The sequence below is a fragment of the Pelomonas sp. Root1217 genome (genome assembly GCF_001425705.1).
GTDB lineage: Bacteria > Pseudomonadota > Gammaproteobacteria > Burkholderiales > Burkholderiaceae_C > Pelomonas.
The window spans coordinates 1,043,821-1,061,967 of sequence record NZ_LMDC01000028.1 but is presented as its reverse complement, the minus strand read 5'-3'; the positions used below and the strand labels follow the sequence as shown (position 1 = coordinate 1,061,967).

The 18,147-nt window shown below is 65.1% G+C and carries 16 protein-coding genes and 2 tRNA genes; 6 read left to right on the top strand and 12 right to left on the bottom strand.

Annotated features, from left to right (window positions below; genetic code table 11):
- Window positions 1–15 precede the first annotated feature (15 nt).
- Together ASC95_RS24900 and ASC95_RS24895 are read left to right on the top strand one after the other, a co-directional pair.
- Entirely contained in the window at window positions 16–1,140 is a 1,125-nt protein-coding gene (locus ASC95_RS24900; RefSeq protein WP_057300328.1) for a glycosyltransferase family 4 protein, read from the top strand.
- Between the two features lie 73 nt (window positions 1,141–1,213).
- Entirely contained in the window at window positions 1,214–2,623 is a 1,410-nt protein-coding gene (locus ASC95_RS24895; RefSeq protein ID WP_057300327.1) for an oligosaccharide flippase family protein, read from the top strand.
- Here ASC95_RS24895 and ASC95_RS24890 read toward each other — a convergent pair.
- The gene (locus ASC95_RS24890) at window positions 2,587–3,393 is read right to left on the bottom strand and encodes a class I SAM-dependent methyltransferase (RefSeq protein WP_057300326.1); all 807 of its coding nucleotides are present in this window, start codon (window positions 3,391–3,393) and stop codon (window positions 2,587–2,589) included. The two genes, ASC95_RS24895 and ASC95_RS24890, sit on opposite strands and share 37 nt — an antisense overlap.
- 11 nt (window positions 3,394–3,404) lie before the next feature.
- Here ASC95_RS24890 and ASC95_RS24885 point away from each other — a divergent pair, with 11 nt between their 5' ends.
- Window positions 3,405–4,496 carry a glycosyltransferase family 4 protein gene (locus ASC95_RS24885; protein WP_057300325.1) on the top strand — a complete coding sequence of 364 codons (1,092 nt, stop codon included), beginning with the start codon at window positions 3,405–3,407 and terminating at the stop codon, window positions 4,494–4,496.
- On the opposite strand, the gene ASC95_RS24880 is transcribed toward ASC95_RS24885, so the two are convergent.
- A complete protein-coding gene (locus ASC95_RS24880; RefSeq protein WP_162250849.1) occupies window positions 4,472–5,713 on the bottom strand; it encodes a nucleotidyltransferase family protein in 1,242 nt (413 codons plus the stop codon). The genes ASC95_RS24885 and ASC95_RS24880 overlap by 25 nt on opposite strands.
- Window positions 5,714–5,726: 13 nt before the next feature.
- Between ASC95_RS24880 and ASC95_RS24875 the strand changes: the two genes are divergently transcribed.
- Entirely contained in the window at window positions 5,727–6,734 is a 1,008-nt protein-coding gene (locus ASC95_RS24875) for a hypothetical protein (protein ID WP_057300323.1), read from the top strand.
- On the opposite strand, the gene ASC95_RS24870 is transcribed toward ASC95_RS24875, so the two are convergent.
- Together ASC95_RS24870 and ASC95_RS24865 are read right to left on the bottom strand one after the other, a co-directional pair.
- Entirely contained in the window at window positions 6,724–8,124 is a 1,401-nt protein-coding gene (locus ASC95_RS24870; protein WP_057300322.1) for a radical SAM protein, read from the bottom strand. The two genes, ASC95_RS24875 and ASC95_RS24870, sit on opposite strands and share 11 nt — an antisense overlap.
- Window positions 8,125–8,178: 54 nt before the next feature.
- Window positions 8,179–8,943: a hypothetical protein gene (locus tag ASC95_RS24865; RefSeq protein ID WP_157256492.1), complete on the bottom strand. Its 765-nt coding sequence runs from the start codon at window positions 8,941–8,943 to the stop codon at window positions 8,179–8,181.
- A 166-nt stretch (window positions 8,944–9,109) separates the two neighbouring features.
- On the opposite strand from ASC95_RS24865, the gene ASC95_RS24860 reads away from it, so the two are divergent.
- Complete coding sequence (locus ASC95_RS24860; RefSeq protein WP_082568074.1) at window positions 9,110–10,138, top strand: PEP-CTERM sorting domain-containing protein; 1,029 nt, start codon at window positions 9,110–9,112, stop codon at window positions 10,136–10,138.
- Between the two features lie 81 nt (window positions 10,139–10,219).
- On the opposite strand, the gene ASC95_RS24855 is transcribed toward ASC95_RS24860, so the two are convergent.
- Entirely contained in the window at window positions 10,220–10,561 is a 342-nt protein-coding gene (locus ASC95_RS24855) for a zinc ribbon domain-containing protein YjdM (RefSeq protein ID WP_056194822.1), read from the bottom strand.
- Window positions 10,562–10,724: 163 nt separating this feature from the next.
- Here ASC95_RS24855 and ASC95_RS24850 point away from each other — a divergent pair, with 163 nt between their 5' ends.
- The gene (locus tag ASC95_RS24850; RefSeq protein ID WP_255355280.1) at window positions 10,725–11,021 is read left to right on the top strand and encodes a helix-turn-helix domain-containing protein; all 297 of its coding nucleotides are present in this window, start codon (window positions 10,725–10,727) and stop codon (window positions 11,019–11,021) included.
- 70 nt (window positions 11,022–11,091) lie between these two features.
- On the opposite strand, the gene ASC95_RS30185 is transcribed toward ASC95_RS24850, so the two are convergent.
- The 7 genes from ASC95_RS30185 to ASC95_RS24820 all read right to left on the bottom strand — a co-directional run bounded on the left by ASC95_RS30185 (window position 11,092) and on the right by ASC95_RS24820 (window position 18,137).
- Window positions 11,092–11,967, bottom strand: coding sequence for a DNA adenine methylase (locus ASC95_RS30185; protein ID WP_082568073.1), 876 nt, complete (start codon window positions 11,965–11,967; stop codon window positions 11,092–11,094).
- 20 nt (window positions 11,968–11,987) lie between these two features.
- The gene (locus ASC95_RS30180) at window positions 11,988–13,661 is read right to left on the bottom strand and encodes an AAA family ATPase (RefSeq protein WP_082568072.1); all 1,674 of its coding nucleotides are present in this window, start codon (window positions 13,659–13,661) and stop codon (window positions 11,988–11,990) included.
- Between the two features lie 232 nt (window positions 13,662–13,893).
- Window positions 13,894–14,562: a hypothetical protein gene (locus ASC95_RS24840; RefSeq protein ID WP_057300317.1), complete on the bottom strand. Its 669-nt coding sequence runs from the start codon at window positions 14,560–14,562 to the stop codon at window positions 13,894–13,896.
- Window positions 14,563–14,849: 287 nt separating this feature from the next.
- Window positions 14,850–15,605, bottom strand: coding sequence for a hypothetical protein (locus ASC95_RS24835; RefSeq protein ID WP_157256491.1), 756 nt, complete (start codon window positions 15,603–15,605; stop codon window positions 14,850–14,852).
- A gap of 119 nt (window positions 15,606–15,724) precedes the next feature.
- Window positions 15,725–15,800, bottom strand: a tRNA-Asn gene (locus ASC95_RS24830).
- Window positions 15,801–15,886: 86 nt separating this feature from the next.
- Window positions 15,887–15,962, bottom strand: a tRNA-Asn gene (locus ASC95_RS24825).
- 36 nt (window positions 15,963–15,998) lie between these two features.
- Window positions 15,999–18,137: a TonB-dependent siderophore receptor gene (locus ASC95_RS24820; RefSeq protein WP_057300315.1), complete on the bottom strand. Its 2,139-nt coding sequence runs from the start codon at window positions 18,135–18,137 to the stop codon at window positions 15,999–16,001.
- Window positions 18,138–18,147: the final 10 nt, after the last annotated feature.

The following is an 18,147-nucleotide window of genomic DNA, read 5'->3' as shown; positions in this document are numbered from 1 at the left end:
TGATGGGCCACTGACATGCTCCGCGTCGTCCAGATCAACCCCTTCCTCGACACGCTCGGCAGGCCACCCGAGCAGCTGTTGCAGGAATGGTCGACCCTGGTGCATTGCGGACGGTCGGCCGCCGAGGCCGGCGCACAGGTCAGCGTCGTGCAATGCAGCAACCGGCGTGATCATCTGACGCAGGACGGCGTGGACTACCACTTCCTGCCCCTGGACGCAGGCGATGGGCGCCACCCGTCCGCGCCACTGGCGGAACTGCTGGCGCGCCTGCATCCCGATGTGCTGCATCTGCAGGGGCTGGACTTTGCGCGTGAGATCCACTGGCTTGCCGCGCTGGCCCCGGCGGTACCGCTGCTGTTGCAGGACCATGCGGCCCGCCCGCCTGGCAGGCCCTGGACGTGGTGGCGCTGGCGGCGTGCGCTCGCGCGGGCCCGTGGTCTGATGTTCAGCGCTCGCGAGCAGGCCCAGCCCTTCGTGCGGCGCGGCCTCGTCGCGGCCCGCACCCGGATCTACGAGGTGCCCGAATCCAGCTGCGACTTCCGCCCACGTGACCGTGACGACGCGCGTCGCATCACCGGCCTGGCAGGCGCGCCTTGCCTGCTCTGGGTCGGGCACCTGAACGCCAACAAGGACCCGCTGGCGGTGCTCGACGGCATTGCCCTGGCGGTGCCGCGCCTGCCGGGCCTGCAGCTGTGGATGTGCTTTGGGAAGGCGCCGCTCTACAACGCCGTACGCGAGCGGCTCAGGGACCCGCTGCTGGCCGGCCGCGTGCACCTGCTCGGCACCCAGCCGCACGCCGCCATCGAGCAGCTGATGTCTGCGGCCGACTTTCTCGTCCAGGGCAGCCACCGCGAGGGCTCGGGCTACAGCGTCATCGAGGCGCTGGCCTGCGGGCTGAGTCCCATCGTCACTGACATTCCCTCGTTCCGCGGCCTGCTCGGCACACTGCCGGGCGAGCAGGCGGCACGGCTGTGGCCAGTAGGCGACGCGGCACGGCTGGCTGATGCGCTGATCGAACTCGCCAACGAACCGTGGTTGCAGCGGCGCCAGCGCGTGCGCGCGCGCTTCGACGCCCATTGCTCGCCCGCCGCGCTTGGCCGCAGCCTCGTGTCTGCCTACTCGGATGCGCTCACGGCATGAGCGCAGCGCCGGGCCGCCCCAAGCAAGCTCGCTCCCGCTTGGCGGGACAGGCCGCAGGCCGAAGGATGCACCAATGAGCGCCTTGCCGCTTGCTCTGGGCCACGTCGACGTGCGCCGCGCCGCGCTGGGCAATCTGCTGTCCTCCATCGGCGAAACCGGCATGCGCTTCCTGCTTGGCCTGGTGCTGGCGCGCCTGCTGCTGCCCGCCGAGCTGGGCCTATTTGCGCTGGCGATGGCGGTGTTCAGCACCGCCCAGCTGCTGCGCGACTTCGGCGTGTCGGCTTATCTGCAGCGTGAACCCCAGCTGACGCCGGCACGCTTCTCCGCATGCCTGGGCCTGGTGGTGTCCACGACGCTGGTGACGACGCTGGCGCTGGCGCTGCTGGCCGAACCGTTGGCACGGTTGCTGGGTCAGCCGGGCTTGGCGCCGCTGTTGCAGGTGCTGGCATTGGGCCTGCCGTTGTCGGCCTTCGGCGGCGTGATGGCGGCGCTGCAGCTGCGCGCACTGGCGGCGGCGCGCATTGCGCGCGTGTCGTGGCTGGGCGTGCTGACGCAGGCGCTGGTGGGGGTGGTGCTGTGCGCCAGCGGCGCGGGCGCGATGGGGTTGGTCTGGGCGCAGCTCGCGGCCGCAACCGCCTGCGGCCTGGCCTACGCCGGCATGCGGCCCGAGGGCCTGAGCTGGCGGCCGGCCTGGCAGGGCTGGAGCGGGATGCTGGGCTTTGGCGGGGCCTCGCTGTTGTCCAGCAGCCTGGCCAGCCTGAACGGCCTGCTGCCGGACCTGCTGCTGGGGCGTCTGGGCGGGGCGCATCAACTGGGGCTGTTGGGTCGTGCGCAGGCGGTGGTGAGCCTGCTGCAGACGGTGGCCGGCCGCGCCCTGAACTTCGGCGTATTGCCGCTGCTGGCCGACCGGCATGCGCGGGCGCTGGCGCTGGAACCGACGCTGCGCCGAGCGACCGCGTTGCTGACGGGCCTGGGCTGGCCGCTGCTCGCCCTCACCGTGGCCTATCGCGAACCGCTGGTGCGGCTGCTCTACGGCCCGGCCTGGGCCGATTGCACGCCAGCTGTGCTGCCGCTCGCGCTGGTAGCGGCTCTGGGCCTCGTGTTTACGCAGCTCAACGCCGCGCTGGCCGCGGTCGGGCGGCCGGAGCTGGCCGCGCTGCCGACGGGCGTGACGCTGGTCGCGCGCCTGGCGCTGGGCGCCGTGCTCTTTGATGGCAGCCTGCAGTCCTTCGCCTGGGCGCTGTGTGCGGCCGCCTGCGTGGCGCTGCCGGTGCAGCTCTGGCTGGCGGCCCGGCATCTCGGCCAGACGCCGCATGCTTTGTGGGCGGCGCTGGGTGGCAGTGCGCTCGCGGCGCTGGCCGTGCTGGCCGTGCCGTTGACGCTCGCGCCCATCGCCTGTGTGGCGGCCTTGCGCTGGTGCCGCCATCCCCTGCTCGACGAGATCGTTCAGCTCATGCGCCGGCGCATGACGAGCAGGAAATGATCACCCAGGCGGTTGATGCCCGGCCAGCCGGCCACGCGCCGGTCCAGGGCCCAGAGCCGCTCGTGCCAGCGCGGGTGGCGCTCGGCCAGCCAGGTCAGGTAGGGCGGCGGCACGAAGACGCACAGGCCGCGCTGCACTTCCAGCTCGAAGTGCGGCGCGAACGCGGCGTAGAACTCGGCCGGCGTGTAGTAGCGCGTCCAGATCGTGCGGCCGTTCATGCCCACGGCCACCGTGTCGCGCGCGAAGCGGATGCCAGCGCGGGCCCAGCGGCGTTGGCGCACATAGTGGGCGACCTCCCAAGGGCAGTAGCGCCCGATGACGGTGAAGACGAGGCGGCCACCGGGTTTGATGAGGCGGGCGCATTCGCCAGCCGCGGCGCCCAGGTCGGGCACGCAGTTCAGTGGGCCGAGGTTGGAATAGGCGCCGTCGAAGCTGCCCTCCAGCCGGTTCAGCTCGTGGGCACCGATGGCGCGCGCGTCCACATCGAGGCCGGCGTCGCGAGCGCGGTCCCGCGTGCGTTCGACCATGCGCTCGGACCAGTCGGTCGCCGTCACATGGTGGCCCTGGCTCGCCAGATGCACGGCGTCCAACCCGGTGCCGCAGCCCAGGTCGATCAGCCGGCTGGCAGGCGCGAAGCTGGAGGCCAGCCAGCGCCACATCTCGTCGCGCATGGCTTGAATGGCGATGTTGTTGCCGCGCGGGCCGTCGTAGTCGGCGGCGACGCTGTCGAAGGCTTGCTGCGTGTCCAGCAGTCGGGTGTCGGTGTTCATGGAGTGTTTTCGTGAAGATCGCGGTCGTCGTGCCCGGCGGCGTGGACCGCTCGGGCGAGGTGAGGGTGGTGCCGGCGTTGCTGGCCCTGCTCAAGCGCCTGGCTGTGCGGCATGAGGTGCATGTGTTCGCGCTGCGGCAGGAGGCCGAGCCGGGCGCGTGGTGGCTGTGCGGTGCGCGGGTGCACAACATCGGCGGGCGCCTGACTGTGCCGCGGGCGGTGCGGGCCATCGTGCAGGAGCACGGCCGCGGCCGTTTCGACCTCGTGCAGTCCATCTGGTCGGGCAGCTGCGGCTTGGTGGCCGTCGCGGCGGCGAAGTGGCTGGGCTTGCGCAGCGCCGTGCACGTGGCCGGCGGCGAGCTCGTCGCGCTGCATGACATCGGCTACGGCGGCCGCCTGGGCTGTCGCGGCCGGTTGCGCGAGGCCTGGGTGCTGCGTGGGGCCGACGTGCTGACGGCTGCCAGCCGCGCCGTGCTCGATCAACTGGCCGCGCTGGGTCATGTGGGGCGGCGCCTGCCATTGGGTGTGGACCTCGAAGCCTGGCCAAGCCGCGAGCCGCGTCGACGTGAAGCCGGTGAGGCGCTGCGCCTCGCCCAGGTCGCGAGCCTCAATCGCGTGAAAGACCAGGCCTGCCTGCTGCAGGCGCTGGCGCAACTGCCCCTGGCCGAGCTGGATCTCATCGGCGAGGACACGCTGCGTGGCGAGGTGCAGGCCTTGGCGGCACGGCTGGGCGTGGCCAGGCGCGTGCGTTTTCACGGCTTCATGACGCAAACCGAACTGCAACCCTTGCTGGCACGCGCCCATCTGCATGTCGTCACTTCCCGCCACGAGGCCGGCCCGCTGGCCGTGCTGGAAGCGGCGGTTCTGGGTGTGCCCGGCGTCGGTACGGCGGTCGGCCATCTGGCCGAATGGGCGCCACAGGCGGCGCTGGTCGTCGAGCCGGGCGACGCTGCCGGCCTGGCCGCGCTGATCCAGCGGGTGGATGGCGATGAAGCATTGCGGCTGCAGCTCGCCGATGAGGCCCAGCGCCGCGCGCTCGCCGAGGACGCGGACTTCAGCCATGAGCAGTTCGAGCGCCTTCATGCCGAGCTGGCGGGCCGGTAGGCGAGGGCGCGATGCAAGGAATACAGCGTCTGCGCCCGCGGTGGTGTGCCGAACAGGAAGCTCAGCGCCTTGCGCCAATGCGGCTGGCGCGTCCAGGCCGAACCGGCCAGCGAGTGCTGGCGCGGCAGGATCTGCGCGGTGATGGCCTGCTCCTGGGGACGCAGGCGCAGCCAGGCCAGGCCCAGCGCGTCGGCCGGGCCGCGCGACCATTCGAGGCCCGGCAGCAGCGGAATGCCCAGCCGCGACAGGGACACGTCGGCCAACTGGTAGCCGGCACTGGCCCGGCGCAGCCAGGGCGGACAGGCGGCAAGCGCAGCCGCAGCCGCAGCCGCAGCAGCGGGTGGCAACCGGCCGGGGAAGAGGCGCTCGGCCAGCGCCAGCGGCGGCACGGCCCACCAGGCGGCGCGGCCGTCGTTCGCCGGAGCCAGGGCTTCAGCCCAATCGGCTTTGTTCAGCCGCGCGCCCAACGCGGCGATGTCATGCAGCTGGATCAGCCGCACGCTGCGGCCACAGAGATTGCCGGCCGCGTGCATCAGCAAGTGGCGCATCAGCATGGCCGGGCTGGCGTAGGTGTTCAGGCCCGGCGGCGCGGTGGACGCCAGCAGGCCGGGCGTGATGTCGACCTCGTGTACCGGCAGCGGCTCGCGCACGGCCTCGTGAAGCTCGATCTTGATCGGGTTGTCCTCGTGCTCGCCGAAGGCGCGGTCGGCGCGCTGCTGCAGGGGCTCGTAGGCGATATGGCGGTGTTTGGCGATGCCTTGCTCGTAGCCGGCCGCGAGGATCAGCCGGTCGGCGGCGTCGACGTCGCGCGGCTGGGCGAGCAGGTCGACGTCACTCATCGGCCGCTCACCCGGCGCGTAGAGATCCAGCCGCAGCAGGGCCGAGCCCTTCATCGCCAGCAGCGGCAGGCCGTTGCTGGCGGCAGCCTGGTCCAGGCGGGCCAGCAGCGTGCGCACGCGGGTCTCGCGCCTGCGGCCCTGCTCGGCCTGCTCGGCCATGAAGGCCTGCCAGTGCGACGGCCCGGCCCACTTCAGCCGGCCGGCAAGCAGGGCGCTGACGCCGTGCATGACGGCCACGGCCGTGGCGGCGCGCCATTCGAAATCATTCCAGGCCGGGGCCACGGGCATCGGGCTGGCCAGCTCGGCGGCCAGGCGGTCCGTCGTCGACCGCAACGCGGCCTGCAATGCCGCGGTGCCGGGCAATTCAATCTCTTTCACGGAAACTTCCTTCATGAGCACCTGGCGCGCTGATCCACGGCAGATCGCCGACCCCTTTGGCGAGCGCGCACCGCTGGCCCTGCAACGCGGCTTCACGCTGCTCGGCACTGCTGTCGAGTTCCGCAGCGACAGCGCCGAGTTGCTGGACCTCGCCGACGCGGCCTATCGCGGCCTGCCCGCGCACGACCTGGGTGGCCCGGCGCTGCAAGTCGAATTGAGGCTGGTGGAGGGTGGCCGCGAGTTCAACGCCGAGCCGCCCGCCGCGCGCATGCTCGGTGGCGCCGGCCTGCTCGGGGCGGCCATGGATGAGAGCAATGTCGTGCTGGTCAATGCCGCGGCGGGCCGCGCTGTGGTGCAGATGTCGCGCGCGTTGCTGGCCTGGCCGTACCACGCACGCTACGAGCTGATCGAGTTCGCGTTGTTCAGCCTGGCCTGCCGCGCCCAGGGCCTGGTGCCGCTGCATGCGGGCTGCGTGGGCTGGGGCGGCGTCGGTGCGTTGATCGTTGGCGAGAGCGGCGCGGGGAAGTCGACGCTGGCCTTGCATGCCATGCAGCAGGGGCTGGACTTCCTGACCGAAGACGCCAGCTTTGTTGACCCACACACGCTGCGGGCCACCGGCATTGCCAACTTCCTGCACCTGCGCTTTGATGCGCTGCGCTGGGTGGATGACGCTGCGCTGCGCGAGCGCATCCAGGCCTCGCCGGTGATCCGCCGGCGCAGTGGCGTCGAGAAGCACGAGCTGGACCTGCGTGGCGGTTGGGCACCGCTGGCGGCCGAGCCGCAGCGCCTCGCCCATCTCGTCTTCGCCTCGCCTGAGAGAGCTGCCGACGATGCATTGCTGCGGCCGTTGGATGCCGGCGAACTGCTGGAGCGCCTGCACGTCAGCCAGCCCTATGCCGCCGGCCAACCGGGCTGGGCGGCCTTTGCCGAGGGCTGCGGCCGGCTTCATGGCTGGGAGCTGCGCCGTGGCAGCCACCCGCGCACGGGGGCGCTGGCCTTGAAGGGCTTGCTCATGGCATGAGCGCGGCGGCGGGGCTCAGGCTTTCGATCAGCTGAGCCCAGCGGCGCTTGATCTCGTCCCCCGCGCGGCGTCGAGCTGCAGCGTCGAGGCCGCCGAGGCTCACCTGCTCATGCAGCAGGTCGCGCACGGTGCGGTAGACCTCGCTGCCGAAGGTGCCGCGGAACATCATGGCGAGGTCGCCGCTGTCGTCCCAATGCGTCTTGGCGCCCAGCTGAGCCTTGACCTGCTCATGAAAGCGCGTGCCCGGCAGCGGGTAGGACACGCTGACGCCGATGTCGTCGGGCCGCGCCGCCTCGATCAGCTGGCGGGTCTGCAGCAGCTCGGGCAGGCCTTCGCCCAGATAGCCGAGCTGGATGAAGAAGCCCACGCGCACGCCCGCGGCCTTCAGGCGCTGGCGGGACTGCAGGATCTCGTCCACCGTCGTGCCCTTGTTCATCGCGTCCAGCACCTGCTGGCTGCCGCTCTCGGCGCCTATCCAGGCCTCGCGGCAGCCGGCGTCGGCAAGGGCCCGGGCCATCGCGTCGCTGACCAGGTCGGCGCGGGTCTGGATGGTGAAAGGCACGCCACCGCCGCGGGCGTCGAGCTCGGCGGCGAAGCGCTGCACCCAGTCAGCGCGAAAACCGAAGATGTCGTCGGCGAACCAGATGTGGTCGGGCGCGAAGCGGGCCTTGAGCTCGGCCATCTCGGCAGCCACCGCCGCGGCGCTGCGCTGCTGGTAGCGCTGACCCCAGATGGGCTTGGCGCACCAGTTGCAGCGGAAGGAGCAGCCTTTGGACGCCGCCATGTTGAGGCTGAAATAGCCGTGGGCGGCGACCCAGGTGGTGCGATAGCGCTCGATGTCGACGAGATCCCAGGCGGCCGGGGCTTCGAGGTCGGCGTCGCCGCCGCGCGGCTGCAGCGAGACAGGCTGTTCCAGGCCGGCGAGAAGTTCGTCGCCCGGCAGCGCGGCCTCGGCCTCCAGGCGGCGCAGCAGCGCGGGCAGCACGTCCAAGCCCTCGCCGCGCAGTGCCACGTCGGCGCCGGCGCGCAGGTAGTGGTCGGGCGCGTCGCTGGCGTCCGAGCCGGCGACGATGACGCGGGCTCCGGCCCGGCGGGCGCTGGCGACCATGGCGCAGGCGGCCTCGCGCATCTTGGCCAGGCACATCTTGCTGAGGTAGTTGTAGTTGTCCTCGTAGAGCAGCACCACCTGCGGCTGCACGGCGGCGAGCTGGCGGTCGAAGTCCTGCGTGCTCGTGGCGAGCATCGCATCGAAGAGGGCGACCTCATGCCCCTGGCGGCGCAGCAGTTCCGCCACCTGCAGGGTGGCCAACGGGGGGTAGGGCTTGGCGCGCTCGAACTGCTTGGTGTCGAAGCGCAGAAAGAAGCTGTGGCCGACCAGGATGGAAAGCACGCCTTCTCCTGAAGTGGGAGTTGGGGCGTGGGTGCCGGCGCGCGGCCGGCAGGTTCAAACGCGAGTTAGGGGAGGGTTTGAGCGAGCGCCCTGAGAACGCCGTGACCGACGCTTCACTAGCCACGGCAGCAGCGCTCCACCGGCCGCGAGCATGGCCCACGGGCCGGGCTCGGGCACAGGTGAGACGCTGACGATGAAAGCCACGCTGTCGATGCTGGCACTGCCGGTCCCGTACGACAGCGCCGTGCCTTCTTCTCCCTCGACATAGCTGGCCGCGACAGTGAAGCCGGTCTGGAAGTCGGCGGCGGCCGGATCGAGTGGGACCGTGGCGGTGAAGTTCTGGTCGACCCACTGGAGCGGGCCGGGCAAGGCCAGGCCCCCGTAGCCGTTGCCCACCAAGGAGAAGCTGCCCTTCACCACGGCCTGAAGGCCGGTGATCTGGTAGCCCGGTTCCGCAGTGAATGACAGGCCGGTGAACTGCAGCGTGGCTGCGACTTCGAACAACCCCTGGATACCGCTACCGCCCACGCTGGCGTACATCTGCGGCTGGAAAGTGAAGCCGTCACTGCCGGCCGAGTGAGTGATTTGCAGCGTAGGCAGGAACTGTGGGTTCGCACCGTAGTAGGCGTCCGTGCCATTCACCAGCACTGCTTCGGCGTAGTACGACGCGGCGCCGGTTGCGAAATTGGCCGACGCACGGTCGAGGTCGATGGTGCAGGGGTCGCTCGACCCGTCGCAGGGCGCTGCCGCTGCTGCGGATGCCACGAATTGCAAGCTCAAAAGCAGGGCGATTGAGGGCAGTCTCCAGGATCTATGCATATGAATTCCTTCGGTTGCGGCGTTACGGTCGGGCCGAGGGAATCTAGTCAAATCGCGCGCCGGCCGCGAATTCAATCGTGGTGGGTGCCATTACCCGAACAGGGTGGTTGGCGCCATCAACAGTGACGATGCGGGCCGGGCTGGCGCTAGGCGGCACGGTGGTTCCATGCGTCAATCCGGCGCTTCAGCGACATCGGAGATTGGCATGGCACGTCCACCTGCACTCGTTCTGGCCGCCTGCCTGTTGTCGATCGGCGCTGCCGCGCAAGCAGCGACGCCAAAGTTCTCGGCCACGGCTTCGGCGGGCAGCGGCACCATCAATATCCCGGGCCCGACCGACTACCACTCCAACGCTGACGCGGTGCCTGTCAGTTTCACGGCCGCGTCTTCGCAATTCGAAGCGGCCGGCGGCGGGGCGGCGGTGTCCACGGGGCTGGGCCGTTCCAATGCCTCAGCCTCCGCCGGGCTGGGCGCCTTGCATCTGCTGGCCGAAGCCAGCGCCAACCTGACCAGCACGAATGGCGCCGCCATGTCCGTGAATGGCAGCAGTTCGGCCAGCGGCAGCATTGACGATGCATTCACGATCAATGCCGTCAATTGCCAGAACCTGACTCTGTGTGGCCCCGGCGCCTTGGGGCTGCTGACCTTCTCGATCGGTGCCTCGGGGAGCATCGGCGGCAACGGCAACGTGAGTGGCAACTGGTCAGTCATCGGGCACTGGACGGCAGACGTCACATTGAACGCGGGCTATCTGCCGGGGTCGCCCTTGTCAACCAGCGCCGCCTGGCATGGTGATCATTCGATCTCCCGCAACGGCAACGGTGCCCTGTTCGAGTCCAGCAATGGAGATTTCGGCAGCCAGACGTTCACCGTCAGCTTTGCCTTCGGCACGCCAATCGCGCTGCACTTTGCCGGCACCGTGAGCGCTTCTGCCTCAGCGGGCTATGTGTTCGGCGCCAGCTCGGCCAGTGACGCCGCTTTCCGCACCGATTTGTCTCACACCGTGGCCTGGGGTGGCATATCGGGCCTGACGGATGCCAACGGCAATGCCGTCGCCTTTACTGCGCTGAGCGAAGGCAGCGGCGCCGATTTCGCCAAGTCCTTTGCCAGCCCGGTTCCTGAGCCGGGTAGCGTGGGTCTGCTGGCATTCGGGCTGGTCGTGCTGATGCTTCGGGTGCGCCGCGTGCGGCGTTGATCGGCCGGAACCAGGGACCTACGGATGAACGGGTCGATGCTCGATCAATGAATCCGAAGGTCGGTCGGCGTAAACGCCAGATCACACCTTCTTCACGAACTCCGATTTCAGCCCCATGGCGCCGATCCCATCGATCTTGCAGTCGATGTCGTGATCGCCATCCGTCAGCCGGATGTTCTTGACCTTGGTGCCGACCTTGACGACCAGGGACGAGCCCTTGATTTTGAGGTCCTTGATGACCGTCACGGTGTCGCCGTCCTGCAGCACATTGCCCACCGCGTCGCGGATCACACGCACTTCGTCGGCGGCCGGAGCAGCTGCCTCGACAGACCACTCATGGCCGCATTCGGGGCAGACCAACTGCGCGCCGTCCTCGTAGGTGTAGGCGGATTGGCACTTGGGGCAGGCGGGCAGGGCGGACATGCAGGGGTTCGATGGGAAATGAATGGGAAGTCGGCATTGTCATGGGAGGGATTTGCTCTGCCCTTGAGGCATCGCATGAACCGCCTCACATGCTTTAGCGTGTTCCCTTGTGATTGGCTTCCCTTGAAAACCCGCGACGAAGCGCCCTTCAAGCAGTGAGGGCTTGCCGGTATTCGCTCGAAGGTTTGTTCAGGCGCGGGAGCGCGCTGGGATGACGCTGGAGCAGGTGGCCGTTGCGGCCGAAATCGAAGACGCTGCCAGCGTGAGGATGAGCCAGTACCAGCGGGGCGTGCACACCCCGAGGTTCAACATTGCGGAGAACTTGGCGAGGGCGTTGGACGTGCCTGTGGAGTACTTCTACTCGCCGGACGACCAGACGGCCAAGCTATTGCTCTTGTGGCACTCGCTCTCCGAGGCCAGGCGGGGCCAACTGCTCAAATCTCTCGAAGAGTTGCCATAGGCCTCCCGGCCAGTAAAAGGACGCCACCGTCGCGGGTGGCGATGTATCAGGCTACTAAACGTACTTCGGACTAGGCGACCAGTTGCGACTGTGGAATCGCTCCGTCGGGGACTGACAGTCGCTGGCTAAAGAACATTACTTCACTACCAATATACCGCTGCTGGGCGGTATAGCTTAAGCCGTAGCTTAAGCCCCTGCTCAGTTCGTACATTTGCCGGATTTCATTGACGTTGTCGTATGAGACTAGCCATGGTCGCCTGAATTGCCTTGACTGAAGAAGACGAGCAATCGCGAGATGATCCTGATGTTCGTAGTAATTTCGATATAGGCCGCGCCCTTTAACGAAATATGGAGGATCCAGGTACACAAGAGAGCGAACGGGTAGCAGACGAGTGGCTCTAGACAGTAGCGCTAGTGCATCTTCGCAATGAACGGTGATGTGGTCAGCATGTTGAGCAATCTTCTTTATGCGCGCGGCAAGCACATCCTTCTTGAAGCGTGCATCTAGCTTATAGGTCCCCGATTGCGCGAGCCCACCAATCACACCACCCTTAAGAATTCCAGAGCGATTCGTTCGATTCAGGAATAGGGTCGCAAACCCTCTTTCGACAACGGTTCCAGTCGATTCACCTCTCAGAACTGAACGCCACCTAAACCACTGCTCCATATCAACTGGGGTTTGGTGAAGCAGATCGAGGAGTGCGTCTGATTCTTGTGTTACCGCGACCCAAAATGCGTGGACTGCAGGATCTAGGTCATTAATGTGAATATGCTCGGCGTGCCCGTGAAATAAAAGTTCTAGAGCGACGCCAGCGCCACCGGCATACGGCTCCAGATAGTGCCCGCCTGCCAAGCCGTTTTCCTCCATCAGCCTGGCGATAAAGGGCGCAAATTGAGCCTTTCCGCCTGGATAGCGAAGTGGGGTGTATAGCTTGTTAGAATACATATGAATCGGTTTGGTTTGCGCTAATTCAACGCCACCAACTTACCCCTGTCAACGTTATACCCATCCGCCATGGTGCTTATCATCTGTGCCACGAACCGTGCGGTGAACGCATCACATTCCGTCTTGTTAGCTTGCACCCAGGTGCGCCAGGGATTCAGGGCTGATTTTCGTTGGTTTAAGAAAGCTTGAAATTCTGCATCCTTATAAAAAGACTTGAAGAGTTCGCGCAATTTCTTTCCGCTGGGATCCGCCGCCCGGTATGCGGTCACCAACGCTGCAACATTAGCGGTCGGGCCGGAGATCGACAACGCGGCGATGATTGGCGCAGCGATTCGCGTTAACACTGGGCGGTTGAATCGTAGCGGATTTGTCCACAGCGAGTGATTCGCAGGCAGATTATACAGAAACTCGAAAATTAGCTGATCTGGGGGCAGACTGCCGGGTAGCAGAACAATCGAGGAGTACTGGGCAGCATTTGCGACGTCCGCGTCTAAGCAGACGATACTCTTTGACGCGAATTCAGGAATTCCCTTTTGTATTAGCTGGATATAGTTGCTGCAGCCGAGGGTGATGTTCTCAAGCGGATTGGTGAACTTTTTAATGGGCTTGCGATAGAGAGCCGCATTGAAAAGGTCAAACCCCTCTCTGTCTTCAAAATACACATTTATTGATGGCAATGAGACATCAGCATTCGCGGTGACTGTTCGAGTATGTAAATCTGCACTGATGTCAGCCCAGGACATGTCGTGCATTGCCTGCACGCTACCGTATGTATCACTGAGATAGATTGTCTTGAATCTACGGCGAAATTTCTGACTTTGCTCAAAGGTGTACTCAATAAGCGATGGAGAGTGAGACGTCATGACGACCTGCAGATCCAGATCGTGACACTCTCTATTTAAGATCTCAATGAGCTTGATTTGCGCTGCAGGAAAGAGACCGGCATCGGCCTCGTCAATCAAGAGCAGACCGCCTTTGTAATCCGTATACTCTTCTTTTAGTTTTCTGAAAGACATAAGTGCGAGCATTATCTGCCCGGCGTTATCTTCGCCAGCTGAAACGGAGTCCTGATCGTAATTGTCTGCATGCGCAACAGCGGAATTGATGGACCCGGCCGTACTTGTGGCAGCCGATGAAGTCTTGTTCAGCAGTTCATTCGTAAGGTTGAGGAATTGTTGCTTATTTGCGTTGAGATACGCGAAACTATGTACTTGATAGTCGCGCGACGCAATCGGTAGCAATCGCTTCAAGCTTAAGAAAATGACGGGATGGGTAAAGTTTCGGCTGGTATTTCCCGTAGTGACCACCGTGCTGTTCTTTCGCACAACAGGTCTGGCAATCTTCCCACGCTTTGAAAGCTCAAGCTCAGCTGTAGCAGACGCGGCGGTGTAGCCGTCAAAAAGCTCGACCCCCACGGTCATTGAACCCGGTGTATCGAACTGATCAGAGAATCGGAAGTGTTCTGCGGGCAAAGACTTGAACTTCCCTCCCGCAATAGTCTGAAACTGCAAAGGGCTACTTTGGGTGTAGTCCGTTTCAAAACTAAATATCTGCGCTGCTATTCCGAGAATGGACGACTTTGAAGTGCCATTCTTGCCACAAATAACAGTGACATGTGTGCCGAATTCGATATCGACATCAGTAAGAGCGCGAAACTTCCGAATGCTAAGCTTTTTGAGTAGGGTCTTTGCCATTTGCCGTCTCCCGTGATGCCTCTTATGACAAGGATTGTTGCATGTGAGCACTTGGCCAACATTGGTAACAACATCCAAGTGGTCGCATTTTTGATAGCATTAAGCTATCGAAGAACCCTGCGCCACAAAGAAAAAGCCCCACCCGCTTACGCGAATGAGGCTTAGATTTGGCTCCCCGACCTGGGCTCGAACCAGGGACCTACGGATTAGCAGGTCTATGGCCTGCAGTGAACTAAATGTGCCCGTGCCTGAATCGCTGAAGGGCATCCCTGTCGCCCGCCTCAACCCACACGGCCATGCTTTCGCAGTCGTTAGCTTGGAACTTCAGCATGAAGGCGGCGCTTTGGAGCTGCTCGCGGCGGCTGAATACGTTCCCCTTGAGCAGGGCGACCTCGTCGCAGAGAGCTGCCGCCCTGGCTTTCGCAAGGTTCCACAGGATCAACTCGGCGCCACAGGTCATCTGCGCCGGCTGGAAGCTGTTCATACCGTTGCGCGCCTCGAGCAGCACCACTTCGATTTCCCGGACTCTGGACCAGTTGATCTTGTCCACAGAGCGTGCCATGACTGGATCAATGCACTTTGCGAACACAAGCTCGTCTACTTCATAGCCCAACTTCGACATAGACCTCAGCAGATCCCCGCGAAGCCTGACACCGGCGGCATCTTGGCGACGGCTGCTGGATTCGGCATGCTGGGCTTGCCTTTGAAACACCCATACGGCCACCAGAATCGCGCCAACCGAGCCCACCGCTTGCGTCCACGCAGGGCCATCGAATTCCTTGAAGGTCGTGCCCTTCGATGCCAAGAAGGCCAGCATCGCTATGCCGCCGTAAGCCAGCCCAGCGAGCGAGATGAGGCAAATGGCGACGATCAGCAGGCGGTCTTGATCTTTTGGTTTCATGCATACCTCCCTTGCGCCATCGACGTAGCATTGCTCCCTGAACGGAGCAAATTTCCCCGCAGTCAGGCACCGTCGATCGGCGATCGACGAAGTTCAAACCTGGCTGCGCTAATGACATACCAACCCGTCATCCCCGTTGCACTTCCGTGCAGCATCAGCATTGCTGAATGCAATGACAGCCTCGGAGCTTGCCCCGGCGCATCAGGGATTCCAAGTCACCGTGCGGGGAGAGTTGCTCTCCGCTCCTGCCCGGAAGTCAGCGCTCCCGTTCGGTTAAACCGTGTAGATCATTCACTGACCGAAGATCGTCGGAAGAAGGCTAGCACTTCGACGTTTTGTTTCAAGAGGCCGAGTGCATCTAGCCATACCAACTGTGCGTTGTACCGTCGTCTGTAGAAGGCAGTAACGATTGGCGAGCCGCCGAGAGTTTCGTACTGGGACAGCATCCAGGCCAACGATTCGAATTCCAGTCTGACCGGAATTGTCTGGGCTTCCAGCGAGTTCCTAAGTCCCTCAGCCGCTGTGTCGTTCCACAACCATTGCAGCCAGTTCGTTTCTCCCGGTTCGGGCTTTGCTGTAGCTGCTGTTCCAAGTGCCGAAACCATTTCTGAAACTGACATCGGCGAACCCGCGAAGAAGGCCAGTTGTTGGTGCTGGACTGAGTCCACATGGACCTTCGCAGCCAGCAGTCCGTCAATTCGGTCTGCAACAGTGGATTGGACCCGTTGAATCTCCAACTCAGACTGCTGCTTCGCCATGTCTGACTGTCGGTTCATCATGTCGATCTGCCGAGCTTGCAGGACGATGGTCACAACTAGTCCGCTAAATGCTAGCGACGAGAAAATCGGGTTCAGTACTCCGCCGACGTAGTCCCCGAACTGTCCCCAGACCTCTTGGCTATCAGACAGGTTCAAGAAGCCGTGCGAGAACTTCCACCAGTACATGAATTGTGTGATGACTGCGGCCAGAGCTCCGATGAGTAGCAGCCAGCGCAGCCAGCGATTCATCGTTCGCGCCAGTGGATAGGCAACTTGCTTTGACATGGACCCTCCTCTTGGTGGCGGGGAAGGGTAGCTGACCATCAAGAGTTCGGCATGCCGACCATCGGCAGTTCGGCCAAGAAAAAAAGCCCCACACGCGCTTGCATGTGAGGCTTCTTGAATGGCTCCCCGACCTGGGCTCGAACCAGGGACCTACGGATTAACAGTCCGGCGCTCTACCGACTGAGCTATCGAGGAATTGATCGGTATTTTTGCTTGCCGTGCGGTTGCGGCTCGCTGTTGTTGCAAAGGCTGGCGATGGGCCAGCCTTTGCGGGTTTTCTGTGGCTCCCCGACCTGGGCTCGAACCAGGGACCTACGGATTAACAGTCCGGCGCTCTACCGACTGAGCTATCGAGGAACAGAGCCCGTGACTATAGCAGTTCTTTCGGGGGCCTCAGAGCCGGACCTCGAGACTCGTGCGGAAAGTCCGCGGTGCAAGCGGGTAGAGGTAGCTGTGCTCGAACTGCCACGGCGACTCGCGCCAGGCACGGCGGTTGGTCAGGTTGTCGACGGCCACGCGCCAGATCCAGGTCTGGTTGCCCACGCCCTGCATGTAGCGCAGGCCCGCGTCGGCCACAGTCCATGCCGGCACCGCGATGCTGTTGTCGGGCGTGGCGAAGCGGCTGCCCTCGTGGCGGATACCGAGCTGGGCTTGCAGGCCGGGCAGCAGGTCCTGGCGCACATGGGCCTTGAGCGTTGTCTCCGGCACATTGGGCGGCTGCAGGCCGTTGAGGCTGGCGTCGGCGCTGCCTTGGCGGCGCGCCTGCAGGCGCATGGCGCTGGCGAACAGGCCGCCGCCGCTCCACTTCAGGTCGGCGCTGGCTTCAATGCCGCGATGGCGGGCATAGCCGTCGGCGCGGCGCTCGCAGCTGTTGTCGGCGCTGCATTCCGTGAAGCCGGGCAGCACGACGTCGCGCCACGCGGGGCGGCGGATGTCGAAGACGGTCAGCGAGCCTTCGACGCGCTGGGTGCCGGTTTTCAGGCCGATCTCCGTCTGGCGGCTCTTCAGCGCGGGCAGCGCCTGGCCGGCATTGACGAAGCGCTTGCGGTTGGGGGCCACTTCGCTTTCGATGCCCTGGCCCCAGCTCGCGTAGAGCAGCCAGTCGCTGGCGATCGCATGGCTGAGCGCGACCCAGGGCGTGGTGACGCCCTGCGAGTAATCCGTTGCACGCGAGCCGTCCGTGCGCACGCTCTCGCGGTGCAGGCGGGTGTGGCGCAGGCCCAGCCAGGCGCTGGTGTCGGCGCTCAGGGCGACGCGGTCGCGCAGGTAGAGCTCGTTGCTGCGCTCGTCGCGGTTGGTGTTCTCGTCCGTCAGATCCGGCGCGGCGGGCGTCACGGCGCTGCCGTCGATGTTGCCGGTGCCCGCGTAGTTGTAGGCCTGGCGCTGGAAGCGGCTCTTGAACCGGCTGGTCAGTCCACCGACGGTGACGTCATGGTGCAGGCCGGCAAGCTGCACGGGGCCGCTGGCGGAGACGTCCAGCGCCGTGGTGTCGCGGTGCTCGTTCTCGCTGCGGAAGTCGTAGAGGTCGTAGCTGCCGTCCGGGCAGAAGCGGTCGGCGTAGTAGTCGCCATTGGCGTCGCTGCAGCCGTAGGCATAGGCCAGGCGGTCGTCGGTGCGCAGGCGTTGGATGCCCAGCGCCGCCTGGGCGCGCCATTCACCGGCCAGCTTCTGCTGCACGCGCAGCGAGGCGTGCGTGTTGTCGAAGACGACGGGCAGGCTCCAGGGCTGGTTGTTCAGGTTCAGGTTGGGGTCGACGCTCTTGGCGTCGGGCAGGCGGTTGCCAAGCAGGCTGAAACCTTGCTGGCTGGGCTGGCTCTGGCGGTTGAACTCGACCTCGGCCTCGACGAGGGTGTCGGCGCTGATGCGCCAGTCAGTGGCCAGCGCGGCGGCGTGCGAGCGGCCCTTGCTGTCACGCAGCGTCGGGTCCAGGTGGGCCGCAGCGAGGTTGACGCGAACGCCGAACTCGCGGTTGGCGCCGAAGCGCTGCGAATGGTCAACGCTCGCCTGCACAGTGCCGCCCTGGATGGCTTCCAGCATCAGCGCCGTGCCGTCCTCGGCGAGCGGGCGCTTGACGACGAAGTTGACGATGCCGGCCGGCGAACTGGTGCCCGCCTGCATGCCGGAGCTGCCCTTCAGCACCTCGATGCCCGACTTGTTGACCAGCGACAGCGCCGTCTCACCGGTGATGGGCAGGCCGTCGCGGCGCAGGTTGAAACGGTTGTCGAGGTCGAAGCCGCGGATCTTGAGCTGCGACCAGTAGCCGACGGCGTTGTAGGCGTCGGAGATGGAGGCGTCGAGCTTGGTGATGCCCGAGAGCTGCGTGATGCCGAGTTCGTCCAGCCGTTCGGCCGACAGGCTCAACGCCTGCATTGGCAGCTTGGCCGGCGGGTCGTTGAAGCCCGACAGGCTGGGCACGGCCTCGGTGGCCTTGCCCGAGACGCTGACCTGGGGCAGGGTCTGCGCCGAAGCGAGGCTGGTGGCGAGCAGCGCAGAGGCGGCGCCGAGAACGGAAAGGGAAAAGAGTCGTGCCATCGGAATGCAA